Genomic DNA, 18,044 nt, shown 5'->3' with positions numbered 1-18,044 from the left:
TCAGTTGGCGAACTGACGGCCGAATGTCGTCAGGAAATCGTTCAGGCGGCTTTCGATGTCCTTCGTCAGCTGGCGCTGGGTCCGGATCGATTCCAGGATATCCTTGCCCGATGTGCGAACATCGTCGAGCAGGCGCTTCTCGTAGCTGGTCACTTCGGCCACCGGCACGGCATCGATATAGCCACGCGTGCCAGCGTAAAGCACCACAACCTGCTCCTCGACCGACAACGGCGAGGTTTCGGGCTGCTTGAGCAGCTCGACAAGGCGCGCGCCACGGGCCAGCTGCTTCTGGGTCGCGGGATCGAGGTCGGAGGCGAACTGCGAGAACGCCGCCATTTCACGATACTGCGCCAGCTCGAGCTTGATCTTGCCCGCAACCTGCTTCATCGCCTTGATCTGGGCGGCCGAACCCACGCGGGACACGGAACCACCCACGTTCACGGCGGGGCGGATGCCACGGTAGAACAGGTCGGTTTCAAGGAAGACCTGGCCATCGGTGATGGAGATCACGTTGGTCGGGATATAGGCGGACACGTCACCGGCCTGCGTCTCGATCACCGGCAGGGCGGTCAGCGAGCCAGCGCCGAACTTGTCGGACATCTTGGCCGCACGCTCGAGCAGGCGCGAATGCAGGTAGAACACGTCACCGGGATAAGCTTCGCGGCCCGGCGGGCGACGCAGCAGCAGCGACATCTGGCGGTAGGCGACGGCCTGCTTGGACAGGTCATCATACACGATCAGGGCATGCATGCCGTTATCGCGGAAGTATTCGCCCATGGAGCAGGCGGCATACGGCGCCAGGTACTGCATCGGCGCCGGGTCGGACGCGGTGGCGGCCACGACGATGGAATATTCCATCGCGCCGGTCTCCTCCAGCGTGCGCACCAGCTGCGCCACGGTCGAGCGCTTCTGCCCGATGGCGACATAGATGCAGTAGAGCGACTTGCTCTCGTCACCCAGCGCGTTGACGCTCTTCTGGTTGACGATGGTGTCGATCAGGATGGCGGTCTTGCCGGTCTGGCGGTCACCGATGATCAGCTCGCGCTGGCCACGCCCGATGGGCACGAGCGCGTCGATCGCCTTGATGCCGGTCTGCATCGGCTCGCTGACGGACTGGCGCGGCATGATGCCGGGCGCCTTGATTTCCGCGCGCTTGCTGATGACTTCACCCACGAGCGGACCCTTGCCGTCGATCGGGTTGCCGAGGCCATCGACCACGCGGCCGAGCAGCGCCTTGCCGGTGGGCACTTCAACCACCTTGCCGGTGCGGGCGACGGTGTCGCCTTCACGCATTGCGCTGTCATCACCGAAGATGACAACACCGACATTGTCATTCTCGAGGTTGAGCGCCATGCCCTTCTGGCCACTGGCGGGGAAGTCCAGCATTTCGCCGGCTTCAACATTCTGCAGGCCGTAGACACGGGCAATGCCGTCGCCAACCGACAGGATGGTCCCTGTCTCGGCAACGTCAGCGGCCTTGTCGAACGTAGCGATCTGCTGCTTGAGGATATCCGAAATCTCGGAGGGGCGGATTTCCATCACGCGGCTCCCTTCATGGCATGGTGCAGGCGGGTAAGGCGGGATCTGAGACTGGTGTCATACAGGCGGGCGCCTACGCGCACGACCAGACCGCCCAGCAGGGCCGCGTCAACACGCTCCTGGATATTGACTTTGGAATAGCCGGCCTCGGCAAGGCGGCTGCGAAGCTGGACACGCTGCAGGTCGGTCAGGGGGTGGGCGGATACGACATCCGCCACCACTTCCCCGCGCCGGGCCGCAGCGATAGCCGCCAGCGCGGCAAGAATCTCACGCAGGCGCGGAAGGCGGCGGTTATGCGCCACCACGCCAACAAAATCACGCATGAGGGGGCTGAACCCCTCGGCGGCCAGCACGGCATCGACAGCGCGCGCGCTGTCGCGCAGGTCGAGCGTGCGGTCCGCAAGGGCGGTGCGCAGGTCGGCGCTGCCGTCAATCAGGCTGGCAAGGGCCGTGGCCTGCTCCAGAACAGGATCAAGCTGCTGGCGTTCAGCCGCAAGCTCATAGAGCGCCGTCGCGTAACGACCGGGAAGGCCATTGGCAATGGAGGCGATCGGTATTGAGGTCGTTCCACCCGAATCCACTGTCCGCTTTTCCAATCCAGAATCTTGATTCAAACACAAGCCGCCTGCCCGGAAACCGAGGCCCCGTGCGCTGCTGGCGCGGCTCTAGCACGCAGCGTAGACACACGCAACAGACAGGCGGCCCGCTGGCGCCGCGCCGCGCCACACTACCGCCTGTTTTCGCGCATATGGGCACGCTCGTGCCAGAGGATGGCGGGATCATACATGCCGCGCGTCGTTTCGGAAACAGGAAAGCGCCGGTTTTGTCGCTTCCCGGCACGACGGGCTGTCGGGAATGGCCGTCAAGGTATGCATATTATGCATATCAATAATGCATCATGCCGAATCAAGCAGCGCCGCGACCGCCTGGGCGCTCCGCCGCGCGCGGAGTCCGGTCGAAACCAGCCCCAGCGCCGCGATGCAGCCCGCCCCCACCACCATGCTCCACCACACCGCATGGGTGGCCTGGGGGAAGGCGCTCCATTCCACCACCCCGCCCCGCACGCTTGACGCACTCATGGCGCCCCCAAGCGCTATGCCAAGCAGCGCACCCACCTGCCGGCTAGTCGAGGCAATGGCCGCCGCCACACCCGCCTGCGCCCGCGGCATGCCGGAAATGGCCGCATTGGTAATGGGCGCGTTGCACAGGCCAAACCCGCACCCGCACAGACCGTAGGAGGCGAGCAGCAGGCCGAGCGGGCTCGATGCGTCCAGCCCTGTCAGCAACAGCGCGCCCGCACCGAACCCGATGGCGGAAAGCAGCAGCGGCAGCCGCGCGCCATACCGCCCCGTCAGCCGCCCCGAAAGCGGGGCGCACAGCATGGAGCCCGCCGCAAACGGCAGCGTGCACAGTCCGGCATGCAGCGCGTCAAGCCCGCGCACATCCTGCAGGTAAAGCGTGTTGAGGAACAGGAAGGCGCTGAACATGGCAAAGGCCAGCACGGCGATGATGATCGCCCCCGAGAACGGCCATGCGCCAAAAAAGCGCAGGTCGATCAGGGGTGTTGCGGCCCGGCGCTCGACAATGACAAACCCCGCGACCGACAGCGCCCCGAAGCCGAGGAAGCCGGAAATGGCGGGCGACGACCAGCCGTAATTATGCGCCTCGATCAGCCCAGAGGTGATCATGGCCAGCGCCACGATGGCCAGCAGCTGCCCCGGCGCGTCAATGCCGCGCCCGCGCCCGCCGCGGGATTCGGGCACGAAGCGCAGCGTCAGCGCGATGGCGATCAGCCCGATCGGCACATTGACCCAGAACACCGCCTGCCAGCCCACCCAGTGCACCAGCACGCCGCCCACAACCGGCCCCAGCGCCAGCGCGACACCCGATGTAGCGCCCCATGTACCAATGGCCTGCGCGCGCGCCCGTGGCTCGACATACACGCTTGTCAGGATCGACAGCGCCACCGGGTTGAGCATCGAGCCGCCGATCCCCTGCACCGCGCGGGCGAACACCAGCATCTCCACGCTGCGCGCCAGCCCGCACAGGGCCGAGCCCGCGCAGAACAGCGCAATGCCGACAAGGAACATCCGCCGCCGCCCGAACCGGTCGGCCAGCGTGCCCACCAGCAGCATGAGGCTGGCCACCATGAGGGTGTAGGCATCCACCACCCATTGCAGGGTGGAAAAGCCGCCATGCATCTGCGCGCGGATGGAGGGCAGCACGACATTGACCACCGTGACATCCATCATGACCAGCAGCAGGCTCAGGCAGCATGTGGCCAGCACCACGCGCGGATGGAGGGTAGGAGAGCCGGTCGATGCCATTGAGATCACCCCTGCCCCACCATGCCGTCCGGGCGGCGCGCGCCCGAATCCGGTCAGGGCCGAAACGGATTTTATTGTATGGGGACCATGGAGCGGGCGAAGGGAATCGAACCCTCCTCAGAAGCTTGGAAGGCTACTGCATTACCACTATGCTACGCCCGCCCATAAGGTTGGCCCATCCATACCGTTTCCGCCCTTTGTCGCGCAAGCCCATAAACCGGGGCGAAGGGCCAAACGCACCAAACTTGTATTTTTATGGGCGCACCCTCTTGACTTTCGGCTCGGTTCATACTTTTTTCCGCTTCCTGTGCCGGGTTCGCATGGACGACCCGAAACGGCGCGGCAGATGCCACGCCATGCGTTTCGGGCCTTCGCAGGCGGCTTTGCAGGGGTGTAGCTCAATTGGCTAGAGCGCCGGTCTCCAAAACCGGAGGTTGCGGGTTCGAGACCCTCCACCCCTGCCATTCTTTCCGGTCGGGCATTCCCCTTCCGGCCTGGCACCCGATGGGTCGGGCCACAATGGTCCGCACCGGTTCTTTGGCCCCGCACCGGCTGGTTCATCCGGTTGGTGCGCCGTGGCGTTGCAGGAAGGGTATTTCGTGTCGGTCAGTCCCGCGAAATTTGTTGAAGACGTTCGGGCCGAGGCCAGGAAAGTCACGTGGCCCACACGACGCGCCACCCTGATGACAACGGGTGCGGTGCTGGCCATGGCCGGTCTTGCATCGGTTTTCTTTTTCCTCGTCGACGAGGTGATCGGCCTTGCCGTACGGAAACTCTTCGGACTGGGAGGCTGAGTTCAGCCATGGCCAAGCGGTGGTATGTGATCCACGTCTATTCGGGCTTCGAGAAGAAGATTGCCCAGCACATCACGGAACAGGCCGCCCAGAAGGGGCTGGCCGACCATTTCGGTGAGATCCTCGTCCCTTCGGAAGAAGTGACGGAAGTGCGTCGTGGCCAGAAGGTCAATGCCGAGCGCAAGTTCTTCCCCGGTTACGTGCTGGTCAACATGGAACTGACCGATGAGGCATGGCACCTGGTCAAGGACACGCCCAAGGTCACCGGTTTCCTTGGCAGCAAGACCCGCCCCACGCCCATCCCCAAGGCTGAAGCCGAACGGGCCATGAAGCAGGCGCAGGAAGGTGTCGAGCGGGTCCGCCCCTCCGTTACCTTCGAGATTGGCGAGCAGATCCGCGTGGCCGATGGCCCCTTCACCTCGTTCAACGGCACGATCGAGGAAGTGGACGAAGAACGCGGCCGCCTGAAGGTCAGCGTTTCCATCTTCGGCCGCTCCACCCCGGTCGATCTGGAATACAGCCAGGTGGAGAAGGTCTGAGCCTTCTCTCCCCGCTGAACTGAAAAGCGCCTTCGGGCGCTTTTTTTATGCCCGGAATATTTTGCAGGCCTTCAGAAGTTCTTGGTGAAGCTTTTTTCAAAAAGCTTAGAAAGAACGCCGCCTTTTGAAAAAAGGCGGCGCCTAAAAACTTTTATTGTTTATGCAGGGCAGGCTGCGGCGCGGGCGGCAGGGCCTGCAGCCGCGCGCTCGCCATATCCGCCACCTGTCCGGTCAACTGGCTGAGCGAGGCCACCATGGCCCGCATGCCGCTGCCTGCGGGCGTGGCCGTCAGCGCCAGTGGCACCGACAGGGCATGCTCGGGGTCACCCGCCCGGTGCACCGACAGGCTGCCCGCCAGATGCACGATGCCCGTGGCATCACGCGCGAAACGGGTAATCTCGACCTCGACAAACCCCTGCGCGGGCGCGCTCGTGGCATCGTTCTGGGCAAAGACGCTCACGCCGGGCAGGCGCTGCTGCAGATCAGTAGCCAGCACATGGCCGAGCATGGGGGCAAGCGGCTCGCTCCAGGCCGCGCCACTGCTTGGCGTCACACTGTAGTCATCCTGCACGCCCACAATGTTCTGCCGGTCAAGCGAGGGCGTAACACCGGGCGTGCGCACCTCGATCACCGCAGGCACGCCTGCGCTGGCACTGCCCGCCTGCGCCGCAGGCACGGGGGCCAGCGAGTACAGCGTGGGGTCGGCTGACCCGCAGCCGCCAAGTGCCAGCAGCGATACAACCGCCATGCCTGCGGCCACGGGCCGCGTGGACTGTATGAAATGCCAGAAGGGGCGTTGCATGCTCTTATCGTCCCGTAATCAGTGCCGAGGGGTGGTGGGTCAGGAAGTCGGACAGGAAGCGCAGCGAGCGCGCGGCATCGTTAAGCTGCAGCATCATCTGCTGCAGGTTGCGCTGGAAGTCGGTATCGCCGCCATAGCTCGACAGCACCGAGTTGGCGCTCTTGAGCGTCTTGTCCATGCCGGTCAGCAGTTGCGGCATTTCGGTGCGGGCATCATGCGATATGACCTGCAGGTTCTGCAACGAACTGCGCAGCGCGGTCAGCGCCTGCTTGGTGTCGGGGCTGTTGATGCGGGCATCGGCATGGGCCAGCAGGCTGTTCAGGTTCTCGCCCATCTGGGTCAGCGGCATCGCGGCAATCTTGTCGCTCACCACCGAGAGCGAATCCATGATGCCCGACATGCCGCCCGCCTGGCCGGGCAGCACCATGGCATCACCTTCCATCTCGACCTGCGCGGGTGTTGCATTCTTCACGAAGGTCAGCCCGATTTCGGATTCGCCGGTCAGCATGCTGGTGCTCTGCACCGACGCCCGCAGGCCGGATGCCACCTGCGCGCGCAACAGCCCGGCCAGCGCATCGGGTGGTACCTGCCGGTTATCGAGCACGCGCTCGGGCTGGAGTTCCATGGCCACGCGCACATGCGCCCTGCCTGTCGCAGGGTCGACCTGGAGTTTCACGTCGTCAATCATGCCGACCTGGATGCCGAACATGGTCAGGCGCCCGCCCTTGGTCAGCCCCGTGACCGAACTGGTCAGGTACGTGACCAGCGGAATGCGCTCGCGGTAGCCGGCACTATTGGCGTCTTCCGCACTGTCATAAAGCTGGAAGGCGGTTTCCGGCCCGGCCGTGGGGGGCAGGGTGTTCTTCTCGTTGCGTTCATCGGGCGGATCAAACGCCACCCCACCCGAGAGCAGCGCCTGGAGCGACTGGAGCTTGACCTTGAGCCCGCCCGCCCCAAGGCCAACCTGCACGCCCGATACATTCCAGAAGCGCGTGGTGGTGCGCAGGTAGCTGTCATAGGGGGCCTGCACGAAAATCTGCACCTTGATCGGCCCGCGCCCTTCGGGCGGCATGGTGTAGCCGAGCACCTCGCCCACCACCACGTCACGGAAGAAGATGGGCGCGCCCTGCCCGAGCGAGCCGAGCGACTGCGTGATGAGCGTATAGGTATGGCCCGGCTGGTCGGAGCGCACGCCCGGCGGTGATTCGAGGCCGGTAAAATGCGTGGCGTAATGCCCCCCGGCCTCGCCTGCATCCATGGCGATGTAGGCGCCGGACATGACCGTTTCCAGCCCCGTAATGCTCGCGCCGTTGATGCGCGGCCGCACGACCCAGAAGCGGGCGTGGTCGGTCAGCATGCGGCCTGCCGCCGCCGTCATGCGCACCCGCACCTCGACATGGTGCAGGTCATCGCTCAGCCGGATGGAATCGACCGTGCCGAGCGAGACCGCCTTGTTCTTGACCTCGGTCTGGCCGCTGGTCAGGCCATCGGCGGTGTCGAAGCTGATGACAATCAGCGGCCCGCGCCCGGTCAGCCCGCGCCAGCCCAGATAGCCCGCGATGATGATGGCCACGATCGGCACCAGCCACACGACCGAGAAACGGTACCGCCGCGTCTGGGCCTGCGGCACGCCGGTGTTGAAACTGCCGGGAGGAAAATCGTCATTCACGCCAGATCTGGCTCCATGCTGGCCGGGCGTGTTTCCGCCGGCGAAAGGGAAGAGGCCTGACCATCGTGGTCAACCGCCGCCACCACGCCGGGTGGCAGGCCATCGGTGACCGGGCCGTTACGCCCCGCCGCATCCCACATGATGCGCGGGTCGAAGCTCCAGGCGGCCAGCAGTGTCAGGATCACGACGGCGGCAAACGCCACCATGCCGGCATTGGCCGTGACGCTGGCCATGAAATTGAACCGCACCACCGCCACCAGGATCGAGATCATGAACACGTCGATCATCGACCACCGGCCCACCATGTCAACCAGCCGGAACAGCCGCGTACGCGCCACGAGGTGCCCCCGCGCGCCGCGCCATGTCTGGATGATCATCCAGCACAGGCTCGCGATCTTGAGCATGGGCACGGTGATGGAGGCAAAGAACACCAGCAGCGCCAGCGGGATCATGCCATCGGCCCACAGTTCGAGCGCGCCCTCGATGATGGTGTGCCCGCCGCCACCGCCCATGCGCGTAAACGTCATGACCGGGTAGAGATTGGCCGGGATATAGAACACGACCGCCGCAATGAGGAAGGCGGTGGTGCGGGTGAGGGTCTGTGGCAGGCGGCGCCAGACCTTGTGCTCGCAGCGCGGGCACACCCCCACGCAGCGCAGGTTCGAGACGGGGTGCGCCAGTTCCCCCACCAGCCCGCATGAGCTGCACGCCACCAGATGATCGACCGGCGGCATGCCGATGTCATCCACATGCACGTAATCAACTGCCACCCTGCCGCCGCCTTCGGCGCGGGTCAGCGAGTCAATGCGGCGGTGCTGCCAGATCATTTCGGTATCGAGCGTCGAATCGGTGGCCGCCATGGTCAGCATCAGCGCGCCGATCAGGTACACCGCAGGCCCCACATCCACATGCGCCATGTCGGTCAGCTTGGTATAGGCCACGAAGATGCCGAGGATATAGACCTCGACCATCGACCACGGCCGCAGCTTGTCATACCACACCAGAATGCGCGGCCCCCAGTCGGGCAGGAGCGGGCGGGAGGCGGCATACAGGATGGCGAACATGAACCCGATCGCCACCGCCGGGGCCAGCACGGTTACCGCGCCCACCAGAATCCCGGCTTCCCCCCAGCCTTCATGCATGAGTTCCATCGGCCCGGTCAGCAGGTCCACGGTGCGCTGCCTGCCATACACGTCCAGCGTCATGAGCGATGAGGCGAGGGCCGCGAGGTAGAACGCCGCCGAGCTGATGCAAAAGGCCAGCGGCGTTGCCAGGGGCGCCGTGCGCCGCCTGCGCGCGAGCTTCTGCCCGCAGCGCGTGCACAGGGCCTGCTGGCCGGGCGCGAGTTCGGGCAGGCGCTGGTACAGCCCGCAGCCGGGACATTCCGACAGGCCGCCAACAATGCGGATATGGGGCACGGGCCCGAGACCCGCATCATCACAGCGCATCTGCCGGGAGGAAAATGACATGCTCATCTGCCCCCACCATATAGACCAAATTAAAATGGGGAATGCCGCATTTGATATATTGCATCATGCCAGCCCATCGTTTATCAGACGCCACAGGTCTGCCGACATAGCTCAGGGGTAGAGCAACTGATTCGTAATCAGTAGGCCCTCGGTTCAATTCCGAGTGTCGGCACCACCTTCCCCCTTGAAATCATTGATTTTCTTGATGTTACCCCAATCAGCAAAAGGCATATATGCCCTTTGCGGGATAACAACAGGGTAACACTTCGGGCACTTCCTGCCCCTCCCTTCACTGTCTGCGACCCGATGCAGGCGGCCTGACAGGGCGGCTGGCAACAGGCGGCCACCGGACACGCCCGTTTTCTAAAGCCCGCACGCCTGCAGCAGCACGCACATCACAAGCCCCACCACGCCAATCAGCGTTTCCAGCACGGACCATGTGCGCAGGGTCTGCGGCACGGTCAGCCCCAGCGCATCGCGCACCTGCCAGAAGCCGGAATCGTTCATGGGGCCAAACATCACCGCCCCTGCCCCGGTGGCCAGCACCACAAGCTCGGGCGATACCGTGCTGCCATGGGCCATGATGGGCGCCACGATGCCTGCCGTGGTGCTCATGGCCACCGTGGCCGAGCCCACGGCCACCCGCATGCCCGCAGCCAGCCCCCAGGCCAGCACCAGCAGCGGCACGTGCATGTCGACCGCAGCACGGGCAATGGCATCGGATATGCCGCTATCCATCAGTTCCGCGCCAAAGCCGCCACCGGCCCCGATCATGAGCAGCAGCCCCGCCAGCGGGCCAAGGCATTCATTGGAGCACGCCAGCACCTTCTCGCGCGTCATGCCGCGCCGCAGCCCCAGCGTCCAGAACGACAGGAGTGCGGCCAGCGCCAGCCCCACATTCGGGTCGCCCGCAAAACGCAGCACCTGCACCCATGCACCCGCCTGCGGCCCCATGAAGCGCGTGGCAGACCCCGCCAGCATCAGCACCATGGGGGCGAGAATGGTGAACAGGGTAATGCCAAAACCCGGCAGGCTGGCAGGATCGCGCGGCGTATTGCCACCATGCGCGCTTGCGGCGGCGGCACCGGCATCAGCCGGCAGGCGTGGCACGATGAAGCGGGTATAGAGCGGGCCTGCAATGATGGCGGCAGGCAGGCTGACCACGGCACCCATCCAGATCAGGCGGCCGATATCGGCATGGTAGGCGGCCAGCGCGAACATGGTGCCGGGGTGGGGCGGCATGTAGCCCTGCACCACCGAAAGGGCGGCCGTAACCGGCAGGGCCACGTGCAGGATGGGCATTTTTGTCTGCCGGGCGATGGAAAAGGCCAGCGGCACCAGCACCACGAAGCCCACCGTAAAGAACACCGACAGCCCGACCAGCAGCCCGATCACCATCATGGCCCAGTCCAGCCGCCTTGGCCCGGCCAGCGCCACCACGGTCATGGCAATGCGATCCGCCCCGCCCGAGACCTCCAGCATCTTGCCCAGCATGGTGCCCAGCGCAATGACCGAGGCGATCTGGCCCAGCACCTGCCCCGCCCCCTTCTCGAACGTGCTCACCACATGGCCTGCGGGCATGCCGGCGGCAAAGCCGAGCAGCATGGAGGCAAGGAACAGTGCGAGGAACGGATTGAGCTTGCACCGCTCAATGAGGAAAACGACAACACATATGGCCACAACAGCCAGCAGCAGGGCCATTCCGACCGACATCCGATGCCTCTCCTTCCCCGCCCGCTACCTAAAACCAGAGCAATTCCACTGAACCCTGACTCAGTGAATTGCTCTAACTCATTGTTTATCGAGCCTCTTCACCAGTTCGAATGTGTCCATTCAAACTGGATCTGCCCTTAGTGTGAAACCGGCGTCGCCTCCTGCCAGCCCCCGCCCAGCACGCGGGCCAGCTGAATGGTGGCTTGCGTGCGGGCGTCCTGATTGGACAGCACCGCCGCCTGCGCATCAAGTGCCTGCATGCGGGCCTGGAGCACGTCGCCAAGCGTGCGCTGCCCCCCGGCATACAGACCGGCCAGGTCATGCGCAACCTGGCCTGCCTGCGCCTGCGCGCGGGTCAGTTCCACATCGCGGGCATCGAGGCCAAGGCGGTTTTCATACCCGTCCTCCACCTCCGCCAGCGCATGCAGCAGGCTTTTGTCATAACCCGCCACCGCCGCATCGAGCCAGGCGCTGGCGGCATGAATGCGCGCCTGCACGCGGTTGGCGGTGAATATGGGCAGGTAGGTGGTCAGCGCAATCAGGCCGCCAGTGCCCGACAGGCCGGGAATGCCATCAAAATGCAGCCGCCCGTCGCCGCCAAAGAATTCTAGCCCGAAGCGGGGCAGCAGGTCGGTCTTGGCGCTCTTGAGCCGGTTGAGCGCCGCATCCACCTGATCGCGCCGGGCACGCACGTCGGGCCTGCGCTCGAGCACGGTATCAGGCATCTGGCCCACGGGGGCGGGCGGCACGAAATAGGCCGGGGGGGCGGCAGGCGTGGGCAGCCCCTCCGGCACCTGGCCGGACAGCACGGCAAGCCTGCGGTGCAGGAGGTCGAGCCGGGCCAGAAGAACGGGCCTGCGCGCCTTCATTTCAGACAGTTTCTGGTCAATCAGCCGCACATCCGCCGCCGTGGCCTGCCCCGATGCAAAACGCGCCTGCCCATACGCCCGCAACTGCCCCAGGGTAGCAATGCCCCGGTCGGTCAGGGCGATCTGGCGCTGCACGCCCTGTGCACGCAGGTAACTGTCGGCGGCATCAGCGGCGATGACCATCTGCACGCCGTGGAAGTATTCTTCCTCCGCCTTCACGCCATCCTTCGCCGCCTTCGCATCGGCATGGCGGCCGCCAAACAGGTCCGGCTCCCATGAGGCGGTAATGCCTGCAAGGTGACCATCCGTGCTGCGGTTGGAGTCAGGCAGGCCATCGGCATCGCGCCAGTCAACGTCGCCACCCATCATGCTGCCGGTAGCCCCCACGGTGGGGTAAAGTGCCGAGCGCACCACCGTATGCATCGCCCGCGCCTCAAGCACGCGGTCGCGCGCGATGCGCATGTTCGGGCTTGCGGCCAGCGCGGTCTCGACCGCCTGCGTCAGCCCCGGGTCATGCCACGCCTCCCACCAGCGCGTAAGATCGGTGGGGGCCTGCGTGGCCGCCATGCCCTCCTGCGTGAACCGCCCCGGCACCGTTACGTGGGAGGCAGGCGCATGCGTGCGGAAGGGCGAGCACCCCGCCACAAGCCCCACGGCCACCGCAATGCTTCCCATGCGGGCGGCCCGCGCCAATCTGTTCCTCATCATTCCTGCCTTGCCAACATGGATCTGAAGCGCATGAGCGCGAATACAAGAAATACAATGCCCGTCACCGTCACGGTCAGCAGCGGCAGCGCGATCGCCTCCAGCCCCGCATCACGGTACAGAATGGCCTGCGACAGGTTGACGAACTGCGTGGTGGGCAGGAAGCGCACCACCACCTGCATCACCTGCGGCATGCTTTCCACCGGCGTTGCCGCACCCGACAGCAGGTAGGCCACCGCATAGACCGGCACCACCAGCAGCCCGAACTGCGGCATGGTGGGCGCCACCGTGGCCAGCATGATGCCCAGCGCCGTGGCCGAGAACAGGTACAGCAGCGAGCATGCCGCAAACAGCGCCACCGACCCCGCAATCGGCACGCCCAGCCACACATGCACCACCAGCCACAGCGAGAGGATGGCGCCGACAAAGATGACCAGCCCGTTGGTCACGATCTTGGCCACCGCGATCTCGCTCGCACTCACGGGCATGACCAGCAGGTGCTCGAGCGTGCCGTGCTCGCGCTCGCGGATAACCGCCGCCCCCACCAGCACGATGGACAGGATGGTGATGTTGGTCACGATCTGCATGACCGAGGTGAACCACTTCGATTCACTGTTGGGGTTGAAGCGGATACGGCTCTGCACGGCAAAGGGCACCTGATCAATGGGCGATGGCACATGCAGCATGTCATCCACCTCCCCCATCAGGATCTCGTTGAGGTATTCCGTGCCCAGCCCGGCCTGCGTCATGGCGGTGGCATCCACGCGCAGCTGCACGGCAGGCACGCGCCCCGCCAGCACGTCAGCCTGGAAACCGGGGGGAATGTCGACCACGAAGATGTAGTCTCCCCTGTCCATGCCCGCGAGTGCCTCGGCACGGTCCACCATCACGGGTGGCTTGAAGTAGGGTGGCTGGACCGCATCGCGCATGCGGCGCGAGAGGGGGGAATTGTCCTCGTCGATGAAGGCGATGGTGGCGTTCGACACCTCCACCTTCACCCCGTTGGCCACCAGCAGCACACCCGCGGTAAAGGCGAACACGATCAGCCCGAGCAGCACCCGGTCATGCACCAGGCTGCGCAGCTCCTTGCCGCACAGCAGGCCAACATTGAGCAGCCAGCGCATCATCCGCTCAGGCTTCCTGTTTTTTCAGCAGGAGGCGGGCGGCCAGCATGTAGCTTGCGCCAAACCCGCCCAGCGCCAGATACATCGGCCCGAAGCTTGCCAGCCCCAGCCCCTTGGTGAAGCACCCCAGGCTGATGAGCTGGTACCACGTGGCCGGAAAGCCCAAGCCCACGAGGCGGCTTATGCCCGTGAGCGTGGAGGCCGGATACAGCAGCCCGGAGAAATTGACCGCCGGGATGAGGCAGATGATGGACGTGCCAAAAATGGCCGCCACCTGCGAGCTGACAAAGGTGGAAATGAGCAGCCCCAGCCCGGTGGCCGAGAGCACGAACAGCACGCCACCCACGCTCAGCGCCAGCAGCGAGCCCTTGAGCGGCACCCCCATCACCACCACGGCCACGAGCACCAGCATGAAGTAGCTGATGGTGGCCAGCGCCACGTAGGGCGCCTGCTTGCCCATGAGGTACTGCCCCACCGAGGCGGGCGAGGCGTAGAGATTGACGATGGAGCCCACCTCCTTCTCGCGCACCACGCCAAGGGCGGTGAGCATGGTGGGGATGAGGATGAGGGCGAGCATGATCACGCCCGGCGTCATGGCGTAGATGCTGCGGAATTCCTGGTTGTAGGAAAAGCGCGGCTCCACGGTGATGGGAATCATGGCGCCGCCCGGCATGGCGCGGCCCAGCGTTGCGGCATAACCCGCCAGCACGCCGGTCACGTAGGCACGCACGTTGGCGGCGAGGAAGGGCACCGCGCCATCGATGATGACCCCGACCTCCGGCCTGCGCCCGGCCTCGAGGTCACGCGCGAAGCCTGCGGGAATGTCGAGCGCAAGCTGCACCTTGCCATTGCGGATGTCGCGGTCAAGCGCATCGGCATCCGCCACGGGGGCCAGTTCATGGAAATAGGTGGAGCCGCGAAAACTGTCGATCAGGTCGCGGCTGATGGTGGTGCGGTCATGGTCATCAACCGTAAAGCGCACGCCTTCCACATCGAACGAGATGCTCGAGGCCGCCACCACCAGCAGGATCAGCGGGCCGATCAGGGCAAAGGTCAGCCGCAGGCGGTCGCGCAGCAGTTCCACCCCCTCGCGCCGGGCAAAGGCCCAGGCACGCGGCAGCCATGCGCCGCCCAGCGCGCCAAACCGCGCCGCCAGCCTGCCGCCCAGCGCATGCCACCATGTGCGCGCCGCACTCTGGCGCGCAGGTGCTGTGGCATGTTCCTGCGCATCGGTCGCGGCCTCGGCATCCTGCAGGTAGGCGATGAAGGCGGCTTCAAGATTGGGGGCGCTGCGCTTTTTCACCAGCTCGGCGGGCGTGCCCACGGCCAGCACGTGGCCGCGATGCATGAGCGAGATGCGGTCGCACCGCGCCGCCTCGTTCATGAAATGGGTCGAGACGAAAATCGTGACATGATCCTGCCGCGACAGGCGGATGAGATGCCGCCAGAACATGTCACGCGCGGCGGGGTCCACGCCGGAGGTGGGTTCATCAAGGATCAGGATTTCGGGGTTGTTGATGCACGCCGCAGCCAACTGCAGGCGCTGGCGGATGCCCAGCGGCAGGGAGGCGGGGCTGACATCGGCGCAGGCGCCGAGCTCGAACGATTCAATGGCCTGCGCCACGCGCTGCGCCGCCTGCGCGGCCGGAATACGGTAAAGCCGCGCCTGCAGCATGAGGTTCTGCCGCACGGTCAGTTCCTCATACAGCGAGAACGCCTGCGACATGTAGCCGATGCGCATGCGGGTCTGCATGTCGCCCGCCGTGATCTGCTCGCCAAACAGCTTTGCCGTGCCGCTGGTGGCGTCGAGCAGGCCGGTCAGCATCTTCATGGTGGTGGACTTGCCGCAGCCATTGGAGCCAAGGAAGCCGAAGATCTCGCCCCGGCTGATGGTGAAGCTCACATCGCTCACCGCCGTAAAGCTGCCAAAGCGGCGGGTCAGGTGCGCGGCCTCGATGGCGGGCGGCCCGCCGGGATTGGCATAGGGCGGAATGACAAAGCCACTGGCCGCCTGCCGCTTGCCCTCGGGCAGGAGCGAGATATACGCCGCCTCCAGCGATGTGGCGTGCGTGCGCTCGAGCACCTTTTGCGTCTGGTCGCTGATCAGCACCTTGCCGTCATCCATCGCCACCAGCCACGCAAAGCGCTCGGCTTCCTCCATGTAGGCGGTGGAGACGATCACGGTCATGGTGGGGCGCTCGCGGCGCAGCTGGTCCACCAGTGTCCAGAACTGCTGGCGCGAGAGCGGGTCAACGCCGGTGGTGGGTTCATCAAGGATCAGCAGGTCAGGGTCATGCACCAGCGCGCAGCACAGGCTGACCTTCTGCTTCATGCCGCCCGAAAGATGGCCCGCCGCCCGGTCGGGGAAGGGCGCAAGGCCCGTGGCGTCAAGCAGGCGCTGGATGCGGGCATCACGCTCGCGGGCATCCATGCCGAACAGGCGGGCAAAGAAGTCGATGTTCTCCCACACCGACAAGGTGGGATACAGGTTGCGCCCCAGCCCCTGCGGCATGAAGGCGACACGCGGCAGGAACGCCTCGCGCGCGCGGCGCTCGCCTATATCGGCGCCCAGCACATCAAGCCGGCCCGACTGCAGCTTGCGCACGCCTGCAATCAGCCCGAGCAGGGTGGACTTGCCCACGCCATCAGGCCCCACAAGGCCGATGGTGGTACCTGCGGGCAGGTCCAGCGTCACATCCGCCAGCGCCGTGACCGCGCCGTAGCGATGCGTGACCCCGGCTACATGGATGCCCGGCGGGCTATGGGGCGTGGCCTCGCTCATTGCGGGGCATCGGCTACATCGAGGCTTGCGGGCCAGTGGGCGGCAGCATCAGTCCGCACGTAGCCATCGCCCGTCATGCCCGCCTTGAGCACGCTGCCATAACGCGCTGCCGTTTCAGGGCTGACCCGCAGCTTGACGCGATAGACCAGCTTGTCGCGCTCGGTCGTGGTCTCGACATATTTGGGGGTAAACTGCGCCTCGGGCGAGACGAAGGAAATGGTGGCGGGAATGACCTGCTGGTGCAGCGCGTCAAGCGCAATGCGCGCCTGGTCGCCCACATGCAGCCGGCCCGCCTGCTGGGCGGGGTAGAACACGGTCAGGTACATGTCCGCCGGGTTGAGCAGGGAGGCCACGCGGCCGCCGCCGGGCAGCACGGCGCCTTTCTCCACGATGCGGTATTCGATCCGGCCTGCAACGGGGGCGCGGATGGTCATGTCATCCTCGGCAGACCGGGCCTGCGCCACCTGCGCCTGCGCCGCATCAGCCACCGCCTGCGCGCCATCAACCGCACGCGCCGCCGCCTCGGCTGCTGCTGTCGCGGTATCGAGACTGGTCTGGTGCTGGGTCAGTTCCATGTCAGAGACAAGGTGCTGGCGGAACATGGTCTGCGCGTGGTCCATGTCGTGCTGCGCCAGGCGCTGGCTTGCCTGCCGCGCATCGCGCTCGGCCTGCGCGCGGGCCACGTCGGCCTGGGCCGCGCGCAGGTGGGCGCGGGCGGCGTCAAGGCTGGCGCGGGCGCTGATGTCATCCTCGCGCGCCAGCACCTGATCGGCGGCAACGACATCACCCTCATTGAAATCCAGTTCGGTGACGCGACCGGGATATTTGACCGCCACATCGATGCGGGCGAGTTCCAGCCGCCCGTTGGCGCGCGCCAGCCCCGGCGGCAGTTCACCCCGGTGCTGCACCACGTACCACCCCACGCCACACCCCGCCGCCACCACAACAAGGGCCGCGCCAATCGCGGCGTCACGCCACTTCATGCCACAGGCCCCACGTTGCCGGGAAAGCACGGGCCGGTCGCAACGGGGCGGAGCAATACGATCATGGAGGGAACCCTTAAAGCCAATGCGGAAACACCAGAACCCGATCTTCTATACAACCGGGACGCACAATGAACTGATGTACATCATTTCAGGGCGCGTTATCACCACAGGCTGCACCCTCGTCCTCGCGCAATACACCCTCCGCCTGCCGCAGCACCACGGCCAGCACATCCATCATGGCCTGCACCCGCCCTGCCCCCACGCCACCGAGCACGCGGGCCTCCATGCCCGCGCAGATCTGGTGCAGGACTGCGCATTTGCGCGTGCCGCGTGCGGTCAGGTGCAGGGTCTTGGCGCGGCGGTCATCGGGGTCGGGGCGGCGTTCGACCAGCCCTTCCTCTTCCAGCAGGTCGAGCACGCGCACCAGGGCCGAACTGTCGGTGTTCATGGCATGGGCAAGCGCGCGCTGGCTCACGCCATCGGGCAGCATCATCAGGTAGGCGAGCGGGCGCATCATCGCCATGCTCATCCCCTCGACCCGCAGGGCGCGGTCAAGCACCAGCCGCCAGGTATTGGCCAGCCGCATGGTGAGGAAGGTCATTCGCATGTCCTGAAAACCCGTGCCCTCGATATCGGGCAGTGGCGAACGGTCGGTCATGGGCATTCCCTGTGCTGGTTGGTCAGGCGGCCACGGCGCCTGCCGCGCGATAGCACGCGGTGGGCGCG

The 18,044-nt window shown here is 65.6% G+C and carries 14 protein-coding genes and 3 tRNA genes; 4 read left to right on the top strand and 13 right to left on the bottom strand.

Features of this window, described 5'->3' with window-relative positions; all coding sequences use genetic code 11:
* The 4 genes from atpA to DV027_RS08405 form a co-directional block, all read right to left on the bottom strand.
* On the bottom strand, positions 1–1,539 hold the full coding sequence (gene atpA, locus DV027_RS08420) for a F0F1 ATP synthase subunit alpha (RefSeq protein WP_061275671.1): 1,539 nt from the start codon (positions 1,537–1,539) through the stop codon (positions 1–3).
* Positions 1,539–2,135, bottom strand: coding sequence for an ATP synthase F1 subunit delta (gene atpH / locus DV027_RS08415; protein WP_130731415.1), 597 nt, complete (start codon positions 2,133–2,135; stop codon positions 1,539–1,541). The genes atpA and atpH overlap by 1 nt, the downstream gene beginning before the upstream one ends.
* A 300-nt stretch (positions 2,136–2,435) precedes the next feature.
* Positions 2,436–3,866 (bottom strand): MFS transporter, encoded by a 1,431-nt coding sequence (locus tag DV027_RS08410; RefSeq protein WP_130731414.1) that lies wholly within the window; start codon positions 3,864–3,866, stop codon positions 2,436–2,438.
* An 88-nt stretch (positions 3,867–3,954) separates the two neighbouring features.
* Positions 3,955–4,028 (bottom strand) — tRNA-Gly (locus DV027_RS08405).
* Positions 4,029–4,253: 225 nt separating this feature from the next.
* On the opposite strand from DV027_RS08405, the gene DV027_RS08400 reads away from it, so the two are divergent.
* The 3 genes from DV027_RS08400 to nusG all read left to right on the top strand — a co-directional run bounded on the left by DV027_RS08400 (position 4,254) and on the right by nusG (position 5,199).
* A tRNA-Trp gene (locus DV027_RS08400) sits at positions 4,254–4,330 on the top strand.
* 135 nt (positions 4,331–4,465) lie between these two features.
* Positions 4,466–4,660, top strand: a complete 195-nt coding sequence (gene secE / locus DV027_RS08395) for a preprotein translocase subunit SecE (protein WP_007397644.1) — start codon at positions 4,466–4,468, stop codon at positions 4,658–4,660.
* 8 nt (positions 4,661–4,668) lie between these two features.
* Positions 4,669–5,199 carry a transcription termination/antitermination protein NusG gene (nusG, locus tag DV027_RS08390; RefSeq protein ID WP_061275675.1) on the top strand — a complete coding sequence of 177 codons (531 nt, stop codon included), beginning with the start codon at positions 4,669–4,671 and terminating at the stop codon, positions 5,197–5,199.
* A 151-nt stretch (positions 5,200–5,350) separates the two neighbouring features.
* On the opposite strand, the gene DV027_RS08385 is transcribed toward nusG, so the two are convergent.
* Genes DV027_RS08385 through DV027_RS08375 form a run of 3 tightly spaced genes read right to left on the bottom strand, consistent with a single transcriptional unit; the run spans position 5,351 to position 9,145 of the window.
* On the bottom strand, positions 5,351–6,001 hold the full coding sequence (locus tag DV027_RS08385; protein ID WP_130731413.1) for a PqiC family protein: 651 nt from the start codon (positions 5,999–6,001) through the stop codon (positions 5,351–5,353).
* Positions 6,002–6,005: 4 nt separating this feature from the next.
* Positions 6,006–7,670 carry a PqiB family protein gene (locus tag DV027_RS08380; RefSeq protein ID WP_130731412.1) on the bottom strand — a complete coding sequence of 555 codons (1,665 nt, stop codon included), beginning with the start codon at positions 7,668–7,670 and terminating at the stop codon, positions 6,006–6,008.
* The gene (locus DV027_RS08375; protein ID WP_130731411.1) at positions 7,667–9,145 is read right to left on the bottom strand and encodes a paraquat-inducible protein A; all 1,479 of its coding nucleotides are present in this window, start codon (positions 9,143–9,145) and stop codon (positions 7,667–7,669) included. The genes DV027_RS08380 and DV027_RS08375 overlap by 4 nt, the downstream gene beginning before the upstream one ends.
* Before the next feature lie 94 nt (positions 9,146–9,239).
* Here DV027_RS08375 and DV027_RS08370 point away from each other — a divergent pair.
* A tRNA-Thr gene (locus DV027_RS08370) sits at positions 9,240–9,314 on the top strand.
* A gap of 188 nt (positions 9,315–9,502) precedes the next feature.
* Here the strand turns inward: DV027_RS08370 and DV027_RS08365 are convergent.
* From DV027_RS08365 to DV027_RS08340, 6 genes are all read right to left on the bottom strand, one after another.
* Positions 9,503–10,852, bottom strand: coding sequence for a GntT/GntP/DsdX family permease (locus DV027_RS08365; protein WP_130731410.1), 1,350 nt, complete (start codon positions 10,850–10,852; stop codon positions 9,503–9,505).
* A gap of 137 nt (positions 10,853–10,989) precedes the next feature.
* On the bottom strand, positions 10,990–12,426 hold the full coding sequence (locus DV027_RS08360; protein ID WP_130731409.1) for a TolC family protein: 1,437 nt from the start codon (positions 12,424–12,426) through the stop codon (positions 10,990–10,992).
* Positions 12,426–13,553: an ABC transporter permease gene (locus DV027_RS08355; RefSeq protein WP_130731408.1), complete on the bottom strand. Its 1,128-nt coding sequence runs from the start codon at positions 13,551–13,553 to the stop codon at positions 12,426–12,428. The genes DV027_RS08360 and DV027_RS08355 overlap by 1 nt, the downstream gene beginning before the upstream one ends.
* 4 nt (positions 13,554–13,557) lie before the next feature.
* Entirely contained in the window at positions 13,558–16,332 is a 2,775-nt protein-coding gene (rbbA, locus tag DV027_RS08350; RefSeq protein WP_130731407.1) for a ribosome-associated ATPase/putative transporter RbbA, read from the bottom strand.
* Positions 16,329–17,315 (bottom strand): HlyD family secretion protein, encoded by a 987-nt coding sequence (locus tag DV027_RS08345; RefSeq protein ID WP_130731406.1) that lies wholly within the window; start codon positions 17,313–17,315, stop codon positions 16,329–16,331. The genes rbbA and DV027_RS08345 overlap by 4 nt, the downstream gene beginning before the upstream one ends.
* Before the next feature lie 151 nt (positions 17,316–17,466).
* Entirely contained in the window at positions 17,467–17,976 is a 510-nt protein-coding gene (locus DV027_RS08340; RefSeq protein WP_242621806.1) for a MarR family winged helix-turn-helix transcriptional regulator, read from the bottom strand.
* Between the last annotated feature and the right edge of the window lie 68 nt (positions 17,977–18,044).

This window comes from Komagataeibacter xylinus, from assembly GCF_004302915.1.
Classification (GTDB): domain Bacteria; phylum Pseudomonadota; class Alphaproteobacteria; order Acetobacterales; family Acetobacteraceae; genus Komagataeibacter; species Komagataeibacter xylinus_C.
Note: the sequence above shows the minus strand (reverse complement) of the source record. Positions and strands in the feature narration are given on the sequence as shown.

Excerpts from the sequence above, each read along its gene's own strand:
- DV027_RS08360 (WP_130731409.1), bottom strand. The coding sequence starts at position 12,426 with ATGAGGAACAGATTGGCGCGGGCCGCCCGCATGGGAAGCATTGCGGTG.
- atpA (WP_061275671.1), bottom strand. The coding sequence starts at position 1,539 with ATGGAAATCCGCCCCTCCGAGATTTCGGATATCCTCAAGCAGCAGATC.
- nusG (WP_061275675.1), top strand. The coding sequence starts at position 4,669 with ATGGCCAAGCGGTGGTATGTGATCCACGTCTATTCGGGCTTCGAGAAG.
- rbbA (WP_130731407.1), bottom strand. The coding sequence starts at position 16,332 with ATGAGCGAGGCCACGCCCCATAGCCCGCCGGGCATCCATGTAGCCGGG.
- DV027_RS08345 (WP_130731406.1), bottom strand. The coding sequence starts at position 17,315 with ATGAAGTGGCGTGACGCCGCGATTGGCGCGGCCCTTGTTGTGGTGGCG.
- DV027_RS08365 (WP_130731410.1), bottom strand. The coding sequence starts at position 10,852 with ATGTCGGTCGGAATGGCCCTGCTGCTGGCTGTTGTGGCCATATGTGTT.
- DV027_RS08375 (WP_130731411.1), bottom strand. The coding sequence starts at position 9,145 with ATGAGCATGTCATTTTCCTCCCGGCAGATGCGCTGTGATGATGCGGGT.
- DV027_RS08340 (WP_242621806.1), bottom strand. The coding sequence starts at position 17,976 with ATGACCGACCGTTCGCCACTGCCCGATATCGAGGGCACGGGTTTTCAG.
- DV027_RS08410 (WP_130731414.1), bottom strand. The coding sequence starts at position 3,866 with ATGGCATCGACCGGCTCTCCTACCCTCCATCCGCGCGTGGTGCTGGCC.
- DV027_RS08355 (WP_130731408.1), bottom strand. The coding sequence starts at position 13,553 with ATGATGCGCTGGCTGCTCAATGTTGGCCTGCTGTGCGGCAAGGAGCTG.
- DV027_RS08385 (WP_130731413.1), bottom strand. The coding sequence starts at position 6,001 with ATGCAACGCCCCTTCTGGCATTTCATACAGTCCACGCGGCCCGTGGCC.